The organism is Alphaproteobacteria bacterium, from assembly GCA_018063245.1.
Classification (GTDB): Bacteria; Pseudomonadota; Alphaproteobacteria; order JAGPBS01; family JAGPBS01; genus JAGPBS01.
Window position 1 is genome coordinate 1 of sequence record JAGPBS010000052.1, and the last position, 15,436, is coordinate 15,436.

General features: G+C 40.3%; 18 protein-coding genes. 7 read left to right on the plus strand and 11 right to left on the minus strand.

The window, feature by feature from the left end; translation table 11 throughout:
- Nucleotides 1-110 (plus strand): transposase (locus tag KBF71_07450; GenBank protein ID MBP9878146.1); only part of this gene is annotated, 110 nt, incomplete at its 5' end.
- A 31-nt stretch (nt 111-141) separates the two neighbouring features.
- Nucleotides 142-579, plus strand: coding sequence for a PEP-CTERM sorting domain-containing protein (locus tag KBF71_07455; GenBank protein ID MBP9878147.1), 438 nt, complete (start codon nt 142-144; stop codon nt 577-579).
- Nucleotides 580-923: 344 nt separating this feature from the next.
- On the opposite strand, the gene KBF71_07460 is transcribed toward KBF71_07455, so the two are convergent.
- The 4 genes from KBF71_07460 to wecB form a co-directional block, all read right to left on the minus strand.
- The gene (locus KBF71_07460) at nt 924-1,418 is read right to left on the minus strand and encodes a MarR family transcriptional regulator (GenBank protein ID MBP9878148.1); all 495 of its coding nucleotides are present in this window, start codon (nt 1,416-1,418) and stop codon (nt 924-926) included.
- 144 nt (nt 1,419-1,562) lie between these two features.
- Nucleotides 1,563-2,051, minus strand: coding sequence for a low molecular weight phosphotyrosine protein phosphatase (locus tag KBF71_07465; protein MBP9878149.1), 489 nt, complete (start codon nt 2,049-2,051; stop codon nt 1,563-1,565).
- Complete coding sequence (gene wecC / locus KBF71_07470) at nt 2,052-3,308, minus strand: UDP-N-acetyl-D-mannosamine dehydrogenase (protein MBP9878150.1); 1,257 nt, start codon at nt 3,306-3,308, stop codon at nt 2,052-2,054.
- Nucleotides 3,305-4,435, minus strand: a complete 1,131-nt coding sequence (gene wecB, locus KBF71_07475) for a UDP-N-acetylglucosamine 2-epimerase (non-hydrolyzing) (protein ID MBP9878151.1) — start codon at nt 4,433-4,435, stop codon at nt 3,305-3,307. Before wecB ends, wecC begins: the two co-directional genes overlap by 4 nt.
- Before the next feature lie 86 nt (nt 4,436-4,521).
- Here wecB and KBF71_07480 point away from each other — a divergent pair, with 86 nt between their 5' ends.
- The gene (locus tag KBF71_07480; GenBank protein MBP9878152.1) at nt 4,522-5,724 is read left to right on the plus strand and encodes a glycosyltransferase; all 1,203 of its coding nucleotides are present in this window, start codon (nt 4,522-4,524) and stop codon (nt 5,722-5,724) included.
- Here KBF71_07480 and KBF71_07485 read toward each other — a convergent pair.
- A complete protein-coding gene (locus KBF71_07485; GenBank protein ID MBP9878153.1) occupies nt 5,721-6,086 on the minus strand; it encodes a hypothetical protein in 366 nt (121 codons plus the stop codon). The two genes, KBF71_07480 and KBF71_07485, sit on opposite strands and share 4 nt — an antisense overlap.
- Before the next feature lie 105 nt (nt 6,087-6,191).
- Here KBF71_07485 and KBF71_07490 point away from each other — a divergent pair, with 105 nt between their 5' ends.
- Together KBF71_07490 and KBF71_07495 are read left to right on the plus strand one after the other, a co-directional pair.
- Nucleotides 6,192-7,856, plus strand: a complete 1,665-nt coding sequence (locus KBF71_07490) for a hypothetical protein (protein MBP9878154.1) — start codon at nt 6,192-6,194, stop codon at nt 7,854-7,856.
- 188 nt (nt 7,857-8,044) lie between these two features.
- Nucleotides 8,045-8,842 (plus strand): hypothetical protein, encoded by a 798-nt coding sequence (locus KBF71_07495; GenBank protein ID MBP9878155.1) that lies wholly within the window; start codon nt 8,045-8,047, stop codon nt 8,840-8,842.
- A gap of 243 nt (nt 8,843-9,085) precedes the next feature.
- Here the strand turns inward: KBF71_07495 and KBF71_07500 are convergent, their stop codons facing one another.
- The 4 genes from KBF71_07500 to KBF71_07515 all read right to left on the minus strand — a co-directional run bounded on the left by KBF71_07500 (nt 9,086) and on the right by KBF71_07515 (nt 12,585).
- Nucleotides 9,086-9,571: a glycine zipper 2TM domain-containing protein gene (locus KBF71_07500; protein MBP9878156.1), complete on the minus strand. Its 486-nt coding sequence runs from the start codon at nt 9,569-9,571 to the stop codon at nt 9,086-9,088.
- A 139-nt stretch (nt 9,572-9,710) separates the two neighbouring features.
- Nucleotides 9,711-10,358: a (d)CMP kinase gene (locus KBF71_07505; GenBank protein ID MBP9878157.1), complete on the minus strand. Its 648-nt coding sequence runs from the start codon at nt 10,356-10,358 to the stop codon at nt 9,711-9,713.
- Nucleotides 10,359-10,361: 3 nt separating this feature from the next.
- A complete protein-coding gene (locus KBF71_07510) occupies nt 10,362-11,453 on the minus strand; it encodes an ATP-dependent 6-phosphofructokinase (protein ID MBP9878158.1) in 1,092 nt (363 codons plus the stop codon).
- Between the two features lie 115 nt (nt 11,454-11,568).
- Nucleotides 11,569-12,585, minus strand: coding sequence for a hypothetical protein (locus KBF71_07515; protein ID MBP9878159.1), 1,017 nt, complete (start codon nt 12,583-12,585; stop codon nt 11,569-11,571).
- A 208-nt stretch (nt 12,586-12,793) separates the two neighbouring features.
- On the opposite strand from KBF71_07515, the gene KBF71_07520 reads away from it, so the two are divergent.
- Nucleotides 12,794-13,135: a DUF1153 domain-containing protein gene (locus tag KBF71_07520; protein MBP9878160.1), complete on the plus strand. Its 342-nt coding sequence runs from the start codon at nt 12,794-12,796 to the stop codon at nt 13,133-13,135.
- 4 nt (nt 13,136-13,139) lie between these two features.
- On the opposite strand, the gene KBF71_07525 is transcribed toward KBF71_07520, so the two are convergent.
- The gene (locus KBF71_07525) at nt 13,140-13,835 is read right to left on the minus strand and encodes an EI24 domain-containing protein (GenBank protein ID MBP9878161.1); all 696 of its coding nucleotides are present in this window, start codon (nt 13,833-13,835) and stop codon (nt 13,140-13,142) included.
- A gap of 312 nt (nt 13,836-14,147) precedes the next feature.
- The gene (locus tag KBF71_07530) at nt 14,148-14,816 is read right to left on the minus strand and encodes an EI24 domain-containing protein (GenBank protein MBP9878162.1); all 669 of its coding nucleotides are present in this window, start codon (nt 14,814-14,816) and stop codon (nt 14,148-14,150) included.
- Nucleotides 14,817-14,932: 116 nt separating this feature from the next.
- Between KBF71_07530 and KBF71_07535 the strand changes: the two genes are divergently transcribed.
- On the plus strand, nt 14,933-15,436 hold a 504-nt coding region (locus tag KBF71_07535; GenBank protein MBP9878163.1), incomplete at its 3' end, for an adenosine kinase.

Consider the following 15,436-nt stretch of genomic DNA (forward strand, 5'->3'; position numbering starts at 1 on the left):
TGTTTAATAAAATGAAGCATTTCAGAAGAGTAGCAACGCGATATGACAAATTGGCGGTCTCTTATATGGCTTTTGTTCTTCTATCTGCTATTTATTTGTGGCTAAAGTGAATGTCGACACTACCTAGATTTAAGTGAACTATTGATAAATTATAATGCTTTTAATACACCTAGATTCACACTTAGCTTTAATGGACCAGATGCTGGTGGAGCTACTGCACTTATTGCATTTTCCTCAACTGACCTATTCATTGGGGATGATCTCATTGATGATGCTGATGGTCTTGGCACCATGACAGTCTATGATGTAAATGACCCTGGTGCACCTTACAATGTTATCTCACTCTCGACTAATACCGTTCTACCTTACATGTACATATTTGCAGAAGATGCCTCTCTTTATAACCTTCAATTCAGATTTGAAAACGATGTTGAGGGTATTGAATATACACCTGTTGGGAGAGAGTGCAATCCAAACGAGTCAAGTTGTGGCGGTAACGTTACGACACCTGAACCAGGTATCGTTGCTCTGCTCGGCCTTTCATTGGCAGGACTTGCGATTCTTCGTCGCAAACAATAGGACTGATTATAAGCTAAAAACCCCGCGAAAGGCGGGGTTTTTTTGTTTGGGAATCTCATAAAAAAGCTCATCAACGCGTCATGTTTTCCTACTTGTCACAACCCTTTTCCTACTTGTCACACCCGCGACCTGTCGCTCCTCACCATTGTAAGATAATTGAGTACCGTCATTCAGAGCCACCTCTTAAGGAGGTGGCGTGGAATCTCTGCTAACTATCCATATAAACTGTACTTATTAGTTATATCCTAGAGACTCCACGCCCTCCTTTTTAGGAGGGCTCTGAGTGACGGAATCTGATCATAGCTTCTTTCGTATTATGATTTTCGCTAGGGTCTCATTCGGCATTACCTTACATTCAGTGCAATACGCGCGAGCATATCAATCAATTGATTCAATTCTGTCTTTGACAATTCGCTTGCGATGCTGTCTTCATGCTGTTTGACCAAAGGCACTAATTTTGAAACCAATTCTTGTCCTTCTGGTGTGAGCTGAAGCGCATATGAACGACGGTCATAGGGCGATCCTTGGCGCATCACAAATTTACGTGTTTCAAGACGGTCAATCACAGCAACCATGGTTGAACGGTCAATGCCCATTGCATTACCAAGTTCTGATTGGCTAAGGCCTGGGTTTTCACTGATCAAAACCAAGATACCAAATTGACCAGGTGATACATCATAAGGCGCAATCGCGTTCTGGAAACTTTGAAACACAGCAAGCTGTGCTTTACGGAGATTATAACCGAGCAGACCTGGCAATACACCCTGATCTAGGTCAGCATTCCGTGTTGTTCTGCGAATTCTTTTTGATAATATTGAAGATGTTTCTTGCATAATCATACTCCTTCTCATGCAAAACATAAGGTTTTCTTACGTTCTTATTGATTCTACCGTTAAGGTGAATATCCAAAACTCACCCCTTTAACCTTTAAGTTCGAGTATAAACACTTTGTGTTACAAACAAAAGTGTTTTTTTACATAATCTCACTTTTTGGCTGATAGTTTGAGAGAAGCTATAATCTCTGGCACTGTCATTTCAATAAGCTTTAGAACCAATTGATGACTCCGCAATCCCTCACCGAGAGGATCTGGCGTATCCTTATTACGTTCAAGACCAGCCACTTTGGGCATATAATCCATAAAGAGCCGAATTTTTTTATGATACTGAGAGGGCGCCAATGATTTCATAAAATCAAAATGCTCAACCGACATGGCATAGAGATAGTCAGCCTCCTCAAAATCTTTGAGTGACAATTGCTCTGAGCGAATGTGCGAAAGGTCATATCCTTTTTCAGCAGCAACGCGCATGGTCTCAGGATGCGGAGACGAGCCAATAAATGACCCAAAAGTACCCCGTGATTCCGCGACCCAATTTTGCATTGCGGGATCATCGCGGGACATTTTTTCAAACACACCTTGCGCTGTGGGCGATCTGCAAATATTTCCCGTGCAAACAAAGATGATCTTTTTCATTTATGACCACATGCCGCGCGTATCAATCACGAATTTGCCATTCAAAGTCTCACGATCAATATATTGGAAAGCTGAATGATCAACAAGCAACACAACAATATTTGCAGCCTCAATTGCTTGATCAAAATCGCTTAACTTTAAGCTCAAATTGTGCAAGTGATCTGGGATCTTATTGAGATAAGGCTCAACGACAAGAATCTTGCCTAAGCGCTTTTGTGAGAGATTTTCAACAATATCAAGTGCCGGACTCTCACGAATGTCATCAACATCCTTTTTATAAGTCAGACCCAAGCAAGCAATCACTGGAGACTTTAAGGTTTTTGCCTTTTCTTCAATTTTTTTCAAAATATAGTGGGGCTTATGATCATTCACTTCTCTTGCTTTTTTAATGAGCTGGGCTTCTTTTGGATTTCCATGCACAATGAACCAAGGATCAACTGCAATACAATGTCCTCCAACACCTGGCCCAGGCGATAGAATATTCACGCGCGGATGTAAGTTTGCCAATCGAATCAATTCCCATATGTTGATTTTATCTTTATCACAAATCATAGAAAGCTCATTGGCAAAAGCAATATTAACATCCCTGAATGCATTTTCAGTGAGCTTCACAAGCTCTGCCGTGCGAGCATTTGTTGTATGACATTCTCCCTTGACAACAATTTTGTAAAAATTAGCAGCCAATTGAGCACATTTGCGCGTAATTCCACCCACGATCCGCGTATTGTAGATCAGTTCTTCAAAAATTTTTCCAGGCAACACACGCTCTGGACAATGCGCGATCCGTATATCTGAAAGCTCGCCCTGTAAATGAGGAAAGGTAAGATCAGGCCTTAGCTCAGCGAGCCATTCTGAAATCAGCTCAGTTGTTCCTATGGGAGAGGTAGATTCCAGGATGATCAGATTATTCTTTTTCAACACAGGCGCCAGCATCTCAACAGCACTTTTAATATAAGACAAATCAGGCACTTTTGCTGTCCCTTTCTCAATTTTAAAAGGTGTTGGGACTGCAATTAAGAAAACATCTGACTCTTTGATCTCAGAAGTTATCTGTAATTTTTTACTTCTAATCACATCTTTCAGAAGCTGATCTAAGTTTGGCTCAACAATGTGAGGTAACCCCTTCTTCAAAGTGTTTTGGACCTGTTCATTCACATCAAATCCAAAAACTTCAACCCCTGCATTTGCAAAGATAATAGCGGTCGGAAGCCCAATATAACCAAGTCCTATGACTGTAATGTTGTGAATACCATTCATTTACTCGATCCTTTATCATCAATAATTTTTAGAATTTTCTGCGAAGACGTTCCATCACCAAATGGGTTTTTATCTGTCTTTAAGCTTACATAATATTCATTACTGTCCAGTAAATGCAGCGCTTCTGAAATCAGTTTTTCTTTATCACGTCCAACCAAACGGGCACAATTGGCTTCTAAAACCTCAGGTCTTTCTGTTGTATCACGCGTGATTAAAAGCGGCTTTTGTAGAGTGGGTGTTTCTTCTTGTATGCCGCCCGAATCCGAAATGATAAAATATGATTGCATCATCAAATATAAAAACGGTACATAATTTTGAGGCGAAATCAGAAAAATATTCTGCTTATCTTTCAAGTTTGTATAAACAGGCCCTTGAACATTTGGATTTAAATGGACCGGATAGACGATTTGTATATCTTCTCGCACCCGAGACAAATAAAGCAGCGCCTCACATAAATTCCCGAGCCCTTCATCAAAATTTTCACGCCGATGCCCTGTGACCAAAATTAATTTTTTGGTAGGATCCAAAAAGGAAAACTGGCCTGATAATTGAGCCCTTAACTCTTTATCATTCTTAATTTTTGCCTTTGTATACAAAAGAGCATCAATCACTGTATTGCCCGTTATAAAAACAGAAGATTTATCTGTATCTTCGCGATACAGATTTTCAGCTGATCTTTTTGTCGGAGCAAAATGATAGTCTGCAACTTTTGAAATCAAAGCTCTATTCACTTCTTCGGGAAAGGGAGAATATTTATGACCAGTTCTAAGCCCTGCTTCAATATGACCAATTTTAATCTTCTGATAAAATCCTGCAAGAGACGCAATAAAGGCTGTTGTTGTATCTCCCTGCACAAGTATAAGATCTGGAGCTTGTTCTCGACAGACGGCAGAAAGAGATAATAAGGCCTTACTTGTTAAGTCTTCAAGTGATTGATTTGGCGTCATCAAATCAAGATGAATATCTGGACGCAAATCAAAAACATCAAAGACTTGTTGAAGCATTTCCTTATGTTGACCTGTTGAACAGACAATATTCTCAATATTGCTCTGCTTTTTCAACAAATGAATGAGAGGAGCAAGTTTAATGGCCTCTGGTCTTGTTCCAAGAACTGTCAATATTCTCATTGATCTTCTTTTTAAATTGATGTTTTTTAGAAAGACATGCTTTATACTTTAAATTACTCGAATTATCTTTTAATGAAAACAACAAAATGAAAATTGTACACATCTTCGACCATTCATTACCGCTTTACAGCGGATACAGCTTCCGTTCTAAAAATATCCTCCTTGCTCAAAAAGCCGAAAACATATCGACTGTCGCTGTCACGTCAATGAAGCACAATATGTCGACTGGCGTTATGAGCCCTCCTGAATCTGAAAAAGCAGATGATCTGACCTTTCATAGATGTCGTACCAGGTTCCCATTTCTATATAAAACCCCTCTTTTATCAAACATCTTTATCATGGTGAATCTTTTTTTCAAGCTACGTCAATTAGTAAAAACTGAAAAACCTGATCTCATTCACGCTCACTCCCCTTTCTTGAATCTTGCTCCAGCTGTTCTGATCAAACATCTTTACAAAATTCCTGTTTGTTATGAAATTCGGGCTTTTTGGGAAGATGCAGCTGTCGATCATGGCACACTCACAGAAAATAGCTTCCTTTACACCTGTTATCAAAAAATAGAAACATACCTGATTCAGTTTGCAGATATCATCTTTCCAATCTCACAGGGATTAAAAGACGATCTTATAGCCCGCAAGATCCCTGAATCAAAAATACAAATCATACCAAACGCTGTCAGCATGACTGAACTATTAGAGGCACATGCGCCGAAAAAAACTCAAATTGATCATATTACCTTTGGCTTTATTGGGTCATTCTATGCTTATGAAGGACTTGATATCGCCTTATACGCCTTTCAGAAATTTTTGACTGAAACAAATCACAATGCAACTCTAATTCTTGCTGGAGGCGGACCCGAAGAACATAGAATGAAAGACTTATGTCGTTTCTTAAAGTTAGAAAATAACGTGCAATTTCTGGGAAAAGTTCCAAACGCTGAAGTGAATAACATATATAAGAAAATTGACATCATGATTTTCCCAAGGAAAAAAATGAGACTAACAGATCTTGTCACGCCTCTTAAACCTCTTGAGGCAATGCTTTATGATAAGATTGTTGTTGCCTCTGATGTTGGTGGTCATCAAGAACTTATTGTCAATGCAAAGACAGGGTATCTTTTCAAAGCCGATGATATAGATAATTTTGTTGTAACTCTTCACCAGGTCATTGCTGAACAAGCCTCATGGAAGAATATCTATAAAAATGGCAGGACTTTCTTAGAGACAGAACGAAACTGGAAAATCAACGGCGCTTTGTATAAGCATTGCTATCTATCCTTCACTACTTAATTTTTCTCTATCGGCATTAAGGTAAAGCGAATATAGTGACCATCTTCTTTGACCAAAGGCTCTATTTTCAATAATTCTTTACCGCGCTGGAAATAACCTGATTTCTGAAGTTGCCATCCCAATTGAGGCAGAGATTTTTTATAAAATCCTTGTACATCTTCTGATAATTTACCTTGAGGATGGAAAGCCATCAGCACAATAATGCGCCCATCAGGCTTATCAAAATAAACAGTCTCTTGATCTAAAATCTCATAGCCAGCCATAATCGGCAAATCATCAATTTCTTCAGAATAACTCTCACCATAAGCACTAGAAACAGACAATACCAAATAAATACAAACACTCAACAACCACTTCATCATTTCATTCAACCTTACACTTTCTATCATCACGCTCACAGTCTTTCTGATTTTTTGACAAAAGGAAAGTATTTTTACATTTTGAAACCAAGTTAAATGAGCTATTCTATGAATGAACAGAATCAGCGGAAAACCAAATTGCAAAACCCTCAAGAAAATCAGCCTCTTACTCAGCTGGAAAACCAAGACATAATCCATCAATTTTCATTTGGACATCAGCCCAAAATGGATTTGTACAGCGATGAGGCAAAAGAATATTTGCACAAAAAAATTGATGAAGATCCAAACGATGCAGAGTCCTTTGAACATCTTGGAATTGCCTATATTGCTGACGGCAAAAGAACAGGTGATTTTAAAACAGGGATCAATTACCTTTTTGCGGCTCTTCAAAAGGATCCAACCAATCCAATCTATATCTATAACCTGGGCATAGGCGCACTGGTTTATAAAAATTTTAAAACAGCAGAAGCAATGTTTCAAGCAGCCCTATCCCTCAAACCCGAATATATCAAAACACTTCTAGGCTTATGTGAACTTTACTCTGAAACAAATCAACTGGATAAACTCCATAGCACGATTCAAATGATCAAAAAGCAACATCCTGACAATGATTCAGTTCTGACTTATGAAATTAATTATCTCACTGATATTCGTCAATTTAAACAAGCAGAAGACCTTTGCTTGTCCCTTCTTAGGAAATACCCATACTTCATCAATGCACATCTCACCCTTGCCTCAATATACAATAAGCAAGGGCGCATAAAAGAAGGCACAAAATCATACATTCGTGCCCTCCGCGTTTATCCAAATAATCCTTATCTTGAAACAAATCTCTCACTCGCCCTTCTGAATCAGCAAAAAATGAGAAGCGGATTTCATTTCTATCGGTCTAGACGCAAAGTCTACGGAAAATCAAAGATATCTGAACAGGTCAAACATATCCCTCATTGGACAGGGCAAGATCTCAGCAACAAAAAGCTCTTTATCTATCTTGAACAAGGCATTGGCGATATGATCAACTTTATCCCTCTGCTTCAAACTGTCCTTGCGAAGTGGAACTGCACCCTCCACTGCTTTATGTATGAATCACTCATCCCTCTTTTTAAACAGAGCATTACACATCCCTCTTTACACTGGATGACTGATCTATCTGAAACCAAAAATCTCTCCTTTGATTATCAGGCCCCTCTTCTTGATCTTTTGCCAAATCTCAATTTTTCTTTCACAACAATAGCATGGCCAAGGGCCTATCTGAAACCTTCAACTGAACGCATCAGTCATTGGAAAGAAAAGCTTCAAGCCTATAAAAAACCAAGAATCGGGATCAATTGGCAAGGCAATATCATGCATAAAAATGATCGCAATCGCTCGATTCCTTTTGAGACCTTTATGACAATCTTTAATCACAATGAAAGCCTTCACCTCTTTAATCTCCATATGCCTGAACCAGAGAATCGCGCAGCCCTCACTGATCTTTTGAGGGGAAGTCCTGTGATTGATATGACACCTCAGCTACACAACTTTAACGATTCAGCTGCTTTTATTATGAACTTAGATCTGGTAATTACTGTTGATACCGCAACAGCTCATTTGGCTGGGGCTCTTGGGAAAAGAGTTATTGTGCTTCTGGCTCTTGACAATGATTGGCGATGGTTTGAGTCTGGTGATCAAACAAAATGGTATCCAACCATGACTCTCTTGCGCCAGGAACAATACAAAGACTGGGCATCTGTGCTGGCAGAGGCAAAGCGCGAGTCGTCTCGTTGCTTATAATTGTTGACCTACCCAACAAACTGTTCAGACATTTATCAAACCAGAGCCTCCAAAAGCTCACTATCGAATTAACTATATGATTTTATTATATAAATGCAATGGCACGATTCCTGCAATGTGAAGAGCACGAGAAAAAATCATTCTCTACATAACAATAAAACTCAACTTTCAAATGAAGGGAAAATAACATGAAAAAGATTTTATTACTCGGCGCAAGTCTATTGGCCTCAACCCTAGCCTTCGCTCCTCAATCACAAGCAGCACAATGGTGCTTCTATGGAACAGATGCAAGCCCAAGCACATCACCAGCAACTTTGAATTGTGCCAATACTAATGCTGGTAATCTTGACACAAATCTATCAACCAAAGCCTATAAAGACACAGCAGGATTCTACACACTCACAGTTACAGGTGGTTATGATCCAAACCCTTCAACCGCCAATGGATTGACGGATAAAGTTGTTGCCCCATCTACAAGATCAATCCTTGAAAACAATCGCGGCACAGGCGAACTTGGTCTTGGTCTTCAAGGCGGTTACGGTCCTGAACTTGACAACAGAAGTGGTTCTGAATTTATCCTCATCGATTTAGGCGCAAACTACTTGAACTGGACCAATTGGAAAATTGAATTCAGCTCCGTTGACCAAAGTGGAAACACTGGCCTTGGTGAAGGTGCGCTGGTCTTTACATCTAACGATGCAAACTTTACAGGTGTAAATTTTAACACAGCGCCAACTATCCTTGCGAAAACAGTAGGCGATGGGTCAGGTTTTGCCAATGGCTTTTATAGCTTAACAGGTGTTCAGCGTTATCTGCTTATTTTTGAAAATTTCAAAACAGGTGACGGCACAGGATCAAAGAGCAATGATGACATTTTGGTTGCGTCACTCAAAGCAGACCCAACACCAACACCAGAGCCTTCACTAGGACTTATTCTTGGTGGTGGTCTGATGGCTCTTGGCCTTTTAAGCCGTAAACAAAAATAAAAACGATACTGCGATACAAAAAAGGAGGCCCTTGGGCCTCCTTTTTTATGTAGACAAATTATTCTGCTAAACTTTTGTCACACCTTACTTTGTCACACCTTACCTTTTTGTCACACCTGCGAAAGCAGGTGTCCATACAGTCTCTCAACAAAATAGATTAACCCATTGTTTAAAATGGATCCCTGCCTTCGCAGGGATGAAAAACAAAAACAGGGATGACAAGAGTGCGACAAGGAATACACCTTAATTCGATACTTGCCATGATCCATCTGGCTGACGACAAGCATTACCGTAAGCTTGTTGTGTTTTACCACCAACAACGACGTTATGTTGATATTCACGACAATAACGGCCGTCATTATCATAACCATCGCGTGTTGTTCTGACGGTACCTGAATTTCCTGAATTTGGATTGTTCCAACGGATTGAATCACCAACGCGTCCTGAATTCAATGATTGTGTTGTTGCACGATTTGCAGCTGCACGATCCGCATTATCAAGTGAACGACCAACTTCACCACCAACAAGACCACCTAATAAAGCGCCAACGCCAACGCCAACAAGCTGTCCTGTTCCTTTACCAAACTGAGCACCAGCAAGGCCACCTAAAGCTGCACCACCGAGTGTGCCAACTGTTTGCTTCGGACCTGTATCCTGACAAGCTGTCATGCTTAAAACAGAAAGTGTTGCGATCGATAGTACAATCTTCTTTAACATTTTGAACCTCATAAAAGATAAATGATACCCCTATCCCTCAAGAAATAGAGTCTGAAATGGCCCCTATAAAAACCCTTTCAACACCAATTATCCTAAAGAAAAGCCACCCAAAAGTCAAGATAATTTTAGTAATCAGCAATGGAAACAATAGTTATCCCTGGAGTTCTCTAACCTTTTCCATGCAAAATTCAAAAACTTGATTGGTTGACATGTGTGATGTGTTCAAAACAATCGCGTCATCCGCAGGTTTTAAGGGCGCGAGCGTTCTTTTACTATCGCGCTCATCACGGCTTTTGATATCAGCCAATACATCCTCATAAACAACATCCGGTTGCTTTTCTTTCAGTTCAAAAAAGCGCCGTTTTGCCCTCACCTCCAAGTCAGCCGTGATGAATAATTTAAGGTGTGCATCAGGACAAATCACTGTACCGATATCACGACCATCCAGAATCGCCCCCTGCTTATCATCCGGCGGCGTATGAGCGAAATTTCGCTGCAAATCAAGAAGCCTATCGCGTACAACCTGGTAAGCTGATGCCTTTGAGGCGGCAATACCAACTTCTTCTGTGCGCAAAATCGGATTTTGAAGACTATCCCATAGATCTTGAAAAGACAAGGCATCGAGGTAATGGCGCACTTCAGCATCAGAACTCGGATCAATACCATTTTTCAAAAAAAGATACCCAATCCCGCGATACAAAAGCCCTGTATCCAAATAAGCAAAGTCAAATTCTTGAGCCAATCTGCGCCCAACTGTTCCTTTGCCACTGCCTGCTGGCCCATCAATTGCAATAATAATCATTTACTCTTCCTGTACTTCGCCAAGATAAATCCCAAGCCCTAGAGCTGTTTTTAATAAAGGACTGCTCATCTCAACACATTGATAGTTTTGAATCGCGCTGGCAATGGGGACATGAATCATTTTACGATCAGACCAAGCAACCATATGATGCTCAATGCCTTCTGCTATACAATCAACCGCATGCACACCAAAGCTCGCCGCCAAAAGGCGATCAGATGGAATGGGCGGTCCACCCCTTTGCACATGCCCCAAAGAAATCACCCGCGTTTCTGCCTTTGTGAGTTTTTCAATTTGCGAGCCAATATATTGACCAATGCCGCCAAGGCGCCGCTCACCATTCGGATATTCAACAATAAGTTCACGGCCCTCAACAGTCCGAACAGCCTCAGAGACAACAACCAACGCAAAATTGCGGCCATTGTTTTTGATCTCACGAATCTTTTGGGCAATCCCATCAAGCGTGAAAGGAATTTCTGGAATTAAAATAATATCTGCTCCGCCTGCAATACCAGCTGAGAGCGCAATGTGCCCTGCATCCCTGCCCATCACTTCAAGAACCATGACACGCGCATGACTTGCAGCTGTTGGCTGCAAGCGATCCAATGCCTCTGTTGCCACATCAACCGCTGTTTCAAAACCAATCGATCTTTCCGTAAGGCCAATATCATTATCAATAGTTTTTGGAATGCCAATGAGATTAATCCCGGCTTTTTTCATGAGCCCACTTAGAATCTTCAGACTTCCATCTCCACCAATGCCGATCAAAGCATCAATTTTTAAATCATGCAGCGCATTCACAATCTCATCAGAGCGATCTTTGATCGATCCGTCTGGCATTGTGTAATGAAATGGATCGCCCTTGTTGGTTGTTCCCAAGATTGTTCCGCCCTGCCTAAAAATGGTTGAATCCACTTTAGCGGGATTCAGCTTTTCAATTAAAGGCGGCGTTGTCAAGAGACCCGCAGTTCCTTGCAGAATTCCGATAATTTCCCAGCCATATTTGAGTGTTGCCCGCTGAACAATTCCCCTCAATGCTGCATTGAGACCTGCGCAATCGCCTCCACTCGTCAGAACTGCTATTCGTTTTACCATTCGTCTCGATCCCTCTGTCAACACATATCACCTTTACCAAGTATAAAGAACAGTCTCAAAGGGTGCAACAAATACATGAAAAAAGGGAGCTTTGAAGCTCCCCTTTTTATTTCTCTCAGTCAGCAGGTTCATTCTCTAAGAGTTGACAGGCTGCCACTTGATTTTGAAAAGCTTTCAAAATAGGATAGACTTTGTCCATATCCAGTTGCGGAGATGCCGATGATGACTTAGGTGGTGTTAATGCAGCAAAGATTTGCTTTTTAATATTTCCCAAATTTCCAACACTCTCTAAATGACCGAAAAAAGGCGCTCCCAAAAAATGAAGGGCTGTTAATTGGACTGACTCAGGTCCATTGGCCCAAAGTTCAATGCCTAAATCCTGTGCAATTTTTTGAAAAAGGGCAACAGAAGCGGGTATTTGCTGAGATGAAGTATTCATTGTACATAAAGGCACGCCAAAAAGAGTCCACAATTCCTCAAACCCATAAAATGAATCGCTCGCGATAAATTGTTGAATTATAGGAATCTCACTCGTAAGAATGCGATGAAATGCGCCAAATTTTGGCGAATGCACTAAAGTCGAAAAAACGGTAAGTGAGAGAGCCCACTTTTTAAGAGCACCCAAATAGACATTACGCCCAGGCATCACACCCAACAACACATCTAGCGCCTTCAAATCTAGAGAAGAGATAAAATCATCTATTTTAAAGCCTGGAAAATCCACGCAAATCTCCAGTTCCATGATAAACTTTGCAAATTCTGCCATAGCCTTAGGAGTCGATAGTTTATTTTTAATCTCCTCAACGTGATCCTTTTGACTGAGAACGCCTTCTCGGAATGATGTTGTTGACATCATTGATGTATCTTTACACAAAAACTCAGTAATAGTTCTGACAATCTCTTTTTGTTTTAATAATCGAGCTTTCTTATTCTCCGCGCTAAGGTCGGCTGAAACGTCTCTTTTCTCTATGGGCTTTTCATTTAAGGCGACAGAAGATCTATCATCCCCAATGCGCTCTCCTTCAGCCGGAGGTGTGGTTATCAAAACGACACCATAAGCCGCCTCAGGGCTTTCAAGTAATACCTGCTCACTTGTAACTGGACTTAAATTTGTGGGTTCTATACCTGACATACTGCTTCCTCTCAATTTATTTTATATAATCATTGGTCACTCAGCCAATAAGGCATCTTCTCACTCGCAAATATGTTCGTCAAGTAAAATTAATATATTGGCAATAAATAATTGAATGTACTTTAACTATAGCACTTAGGTATTTCTTAAAAATTATCTGATAAATTAATGACATAGCCAATCAAGGGTCATCTCTCGGGAGACAAAAATGAAATTTGGAACCAGAATACCACATGGAATTCATCACAACGACTATCCCGTTGTGGTCATTCGCAATGATGAGAATTCTTCCAAACAAAAACCGCTTCCTTTCAATCCGGATGGCAGTTGTTTATCCTTAAAAGACTTGCCCCCAGCCAATACAAAAAGGTGGGTATCATCTCGAAAAGCGCAAATTGTAGCAGCGATTAATGGGGATTTGATTTCCGTTGATGAAGCTTGCAAAAAATATGCTCTTTCCCCTGAAGAACTCATTTCATGGCAAGAAGCTCTCAAGCATCAGGGCCTCGCTGGCCTTAAAGTGACGAAGAGTCGAAATCACCGCAGATAGAAAACTAGGCTGGCGTCACTGGCGGCATTGTATTTGCCTCAACTGCTTTGCCCATTTTATGCAAAACCCGCGCCATGAAAACCCCAAGAGGGATTGGCAAAATAAAATTGATCACAGGAATGGTCAAAACAAATACCAAAAAAATCCCATACAAAAACAAGCGCCTTCCATAAGTATCTTCAATTCTGTCGATCAAAGCAGGACCCCTCACTTGCATCTTGTAAAAACGCATATAGGCCTTAATGAGCAGATAACTATTGAGCGAATAGAAAACAATAATACCAATCAAGGGGATCAAATAGAGTATAGAACAAATCACGTTCAGTATCAAAAACAGACAGAAGAATTTTAGGCAAAACATCAAGCGTTCATTCGTCGGAACAACATGCGCAATTTTTTCAACACCTTCGTTTTTGAGCATCGTCTCATAAATTTCAGCCTGAAAGAACAAAGACACCGTAAAAAGAACCGGAACAGCTGTTAATACAAAAAGCCCCAAGAACAACAAGGCACTTGTAAAAGCAATAGCGCCAGGAACAAAGAAAGAAAATATTCCCATACCCAAGAAAACAATTTGCTGACAAAGAAAAATAAGGGCAAAAGTGATGAAAAATGAGATAAATAAACTCTTGATGATCATAAAGACACAATCTTTACGAAAGACACTCTCAAAGGTCTCTTCAATTGTTTCAAAAAACATGTCTATCTCCCTCTAACTTTCTGATTTTTCAAAGACCGCTGCATAATAGAGATTAAATAGAAATTTGGAAAACCGTCATTCAGAGTCACCCCCATAAGGGGTGACGTGGAATCTCATCTGCTCTACCGCGTCATGCTGAATTTATTTCAGCATCTCTAGATCCTGAAACAAGTTCAGGATGACCAAGTTGATAAAGCAGAAACTCCACGGGCCTTCCGTCTTCGCTCAAACTACGACGCAAGGCCCTCTGAGTGACGATTGGAGCTATTATGCAACAGCCTCATTCTCTCTTAAGGATATAAAACTTTGATCTTAATTGCTATCCTTTTTCACTGCAATGCCACAGACGTAATGAGACATCAGCAAAACCGCGAAAGTAGGCGATAATAGATTCACCAATGGCGCCCAGCCTAAAAAAGCAAAGCACAGGCCTAACATGAACTTTGGCGTCCGGTGTAAAACATGCAGCCTCTTAATCTCACCTGGCTCATAATAACGCAAAGCGGCCATTTCAAAATATTCACGCCCCAGCAAAAAGCCATTCACGGCGAAATAAACAAAAATATTGATCACTGGAATAATGTAGAAAGGCAAAGCAAGCAAGTTGACAAACAACACAAGCAAAAATAGCTTCAAAGCGCTCCACAATTCAACATGCAGCGCACTCTCATTTGCTTTTAAGCTTGGGTAATAAACCTTCTCAACACGATTCATCACCTGAGGAAAATAGAAAGATGACACAAAGATAAAGACAGCAGGGAATAAAAAGACGGAAAGGCCTAAAAATCCAATATCTCCAATATATGAAAGATATGAAAACCACTGATTATCTGTCGTAAGCTCAATTAAATATTTTAATGAACTGTGTAACAGAAAAATTGAAATAATAAAGACCAAAACAGCAAGAAAGATTGATTTAAAAATAATTGTTAGAATTTTTAAATCAAAAAGCTGACTAAGACTTCTCAAGAAAATTTGCATCTAAAAACCTTCAGAAAGAACTACCATGATTACGAATTTGTATAGTATAATAGCTAATTGGATCCCAAAATACAAACCGATAAATCACAACGCATTCAAAATGAAAGTATGATGACATGTTCACACACTCAAGCAAGACAATTGATGTTACAGGTATTGGCAACGCGATCGTCGACGTGATTGCAAACATATCAGATGACTATATTCAGCTTGAAAACCTGCCAAAAGGCGCCATGATACTTGTCGATGCTGAACGTGCATCTAGACTTTACAATCAAATGGGTCCAAGCATCAAACAATCTGGCGGATCCTGCGCAAACACAATGGCAGCCTTCGCATCCATGGGCGGTAAAGGCGCGTTCATCGGCAAAGTGCAATATGACGAACTCGGTCATATCTTTGAAAAAAGCATGCTCGATATCGGTGTTCATTTTAATACACCAAAAGCTTTCAGAAGTGAGGGAACAGGCATGTGTCTTGTCCATGTCACCCCTGATGCAGAACGCACAATGTGCACATACATAGGCGCTGCACAAGATATATCTGTGAACGATATTGATTTCACGCTGATTAAAAATGCCAAGGTTCTCTATCTTGAGGGATATCTGTGGGATCGTGAA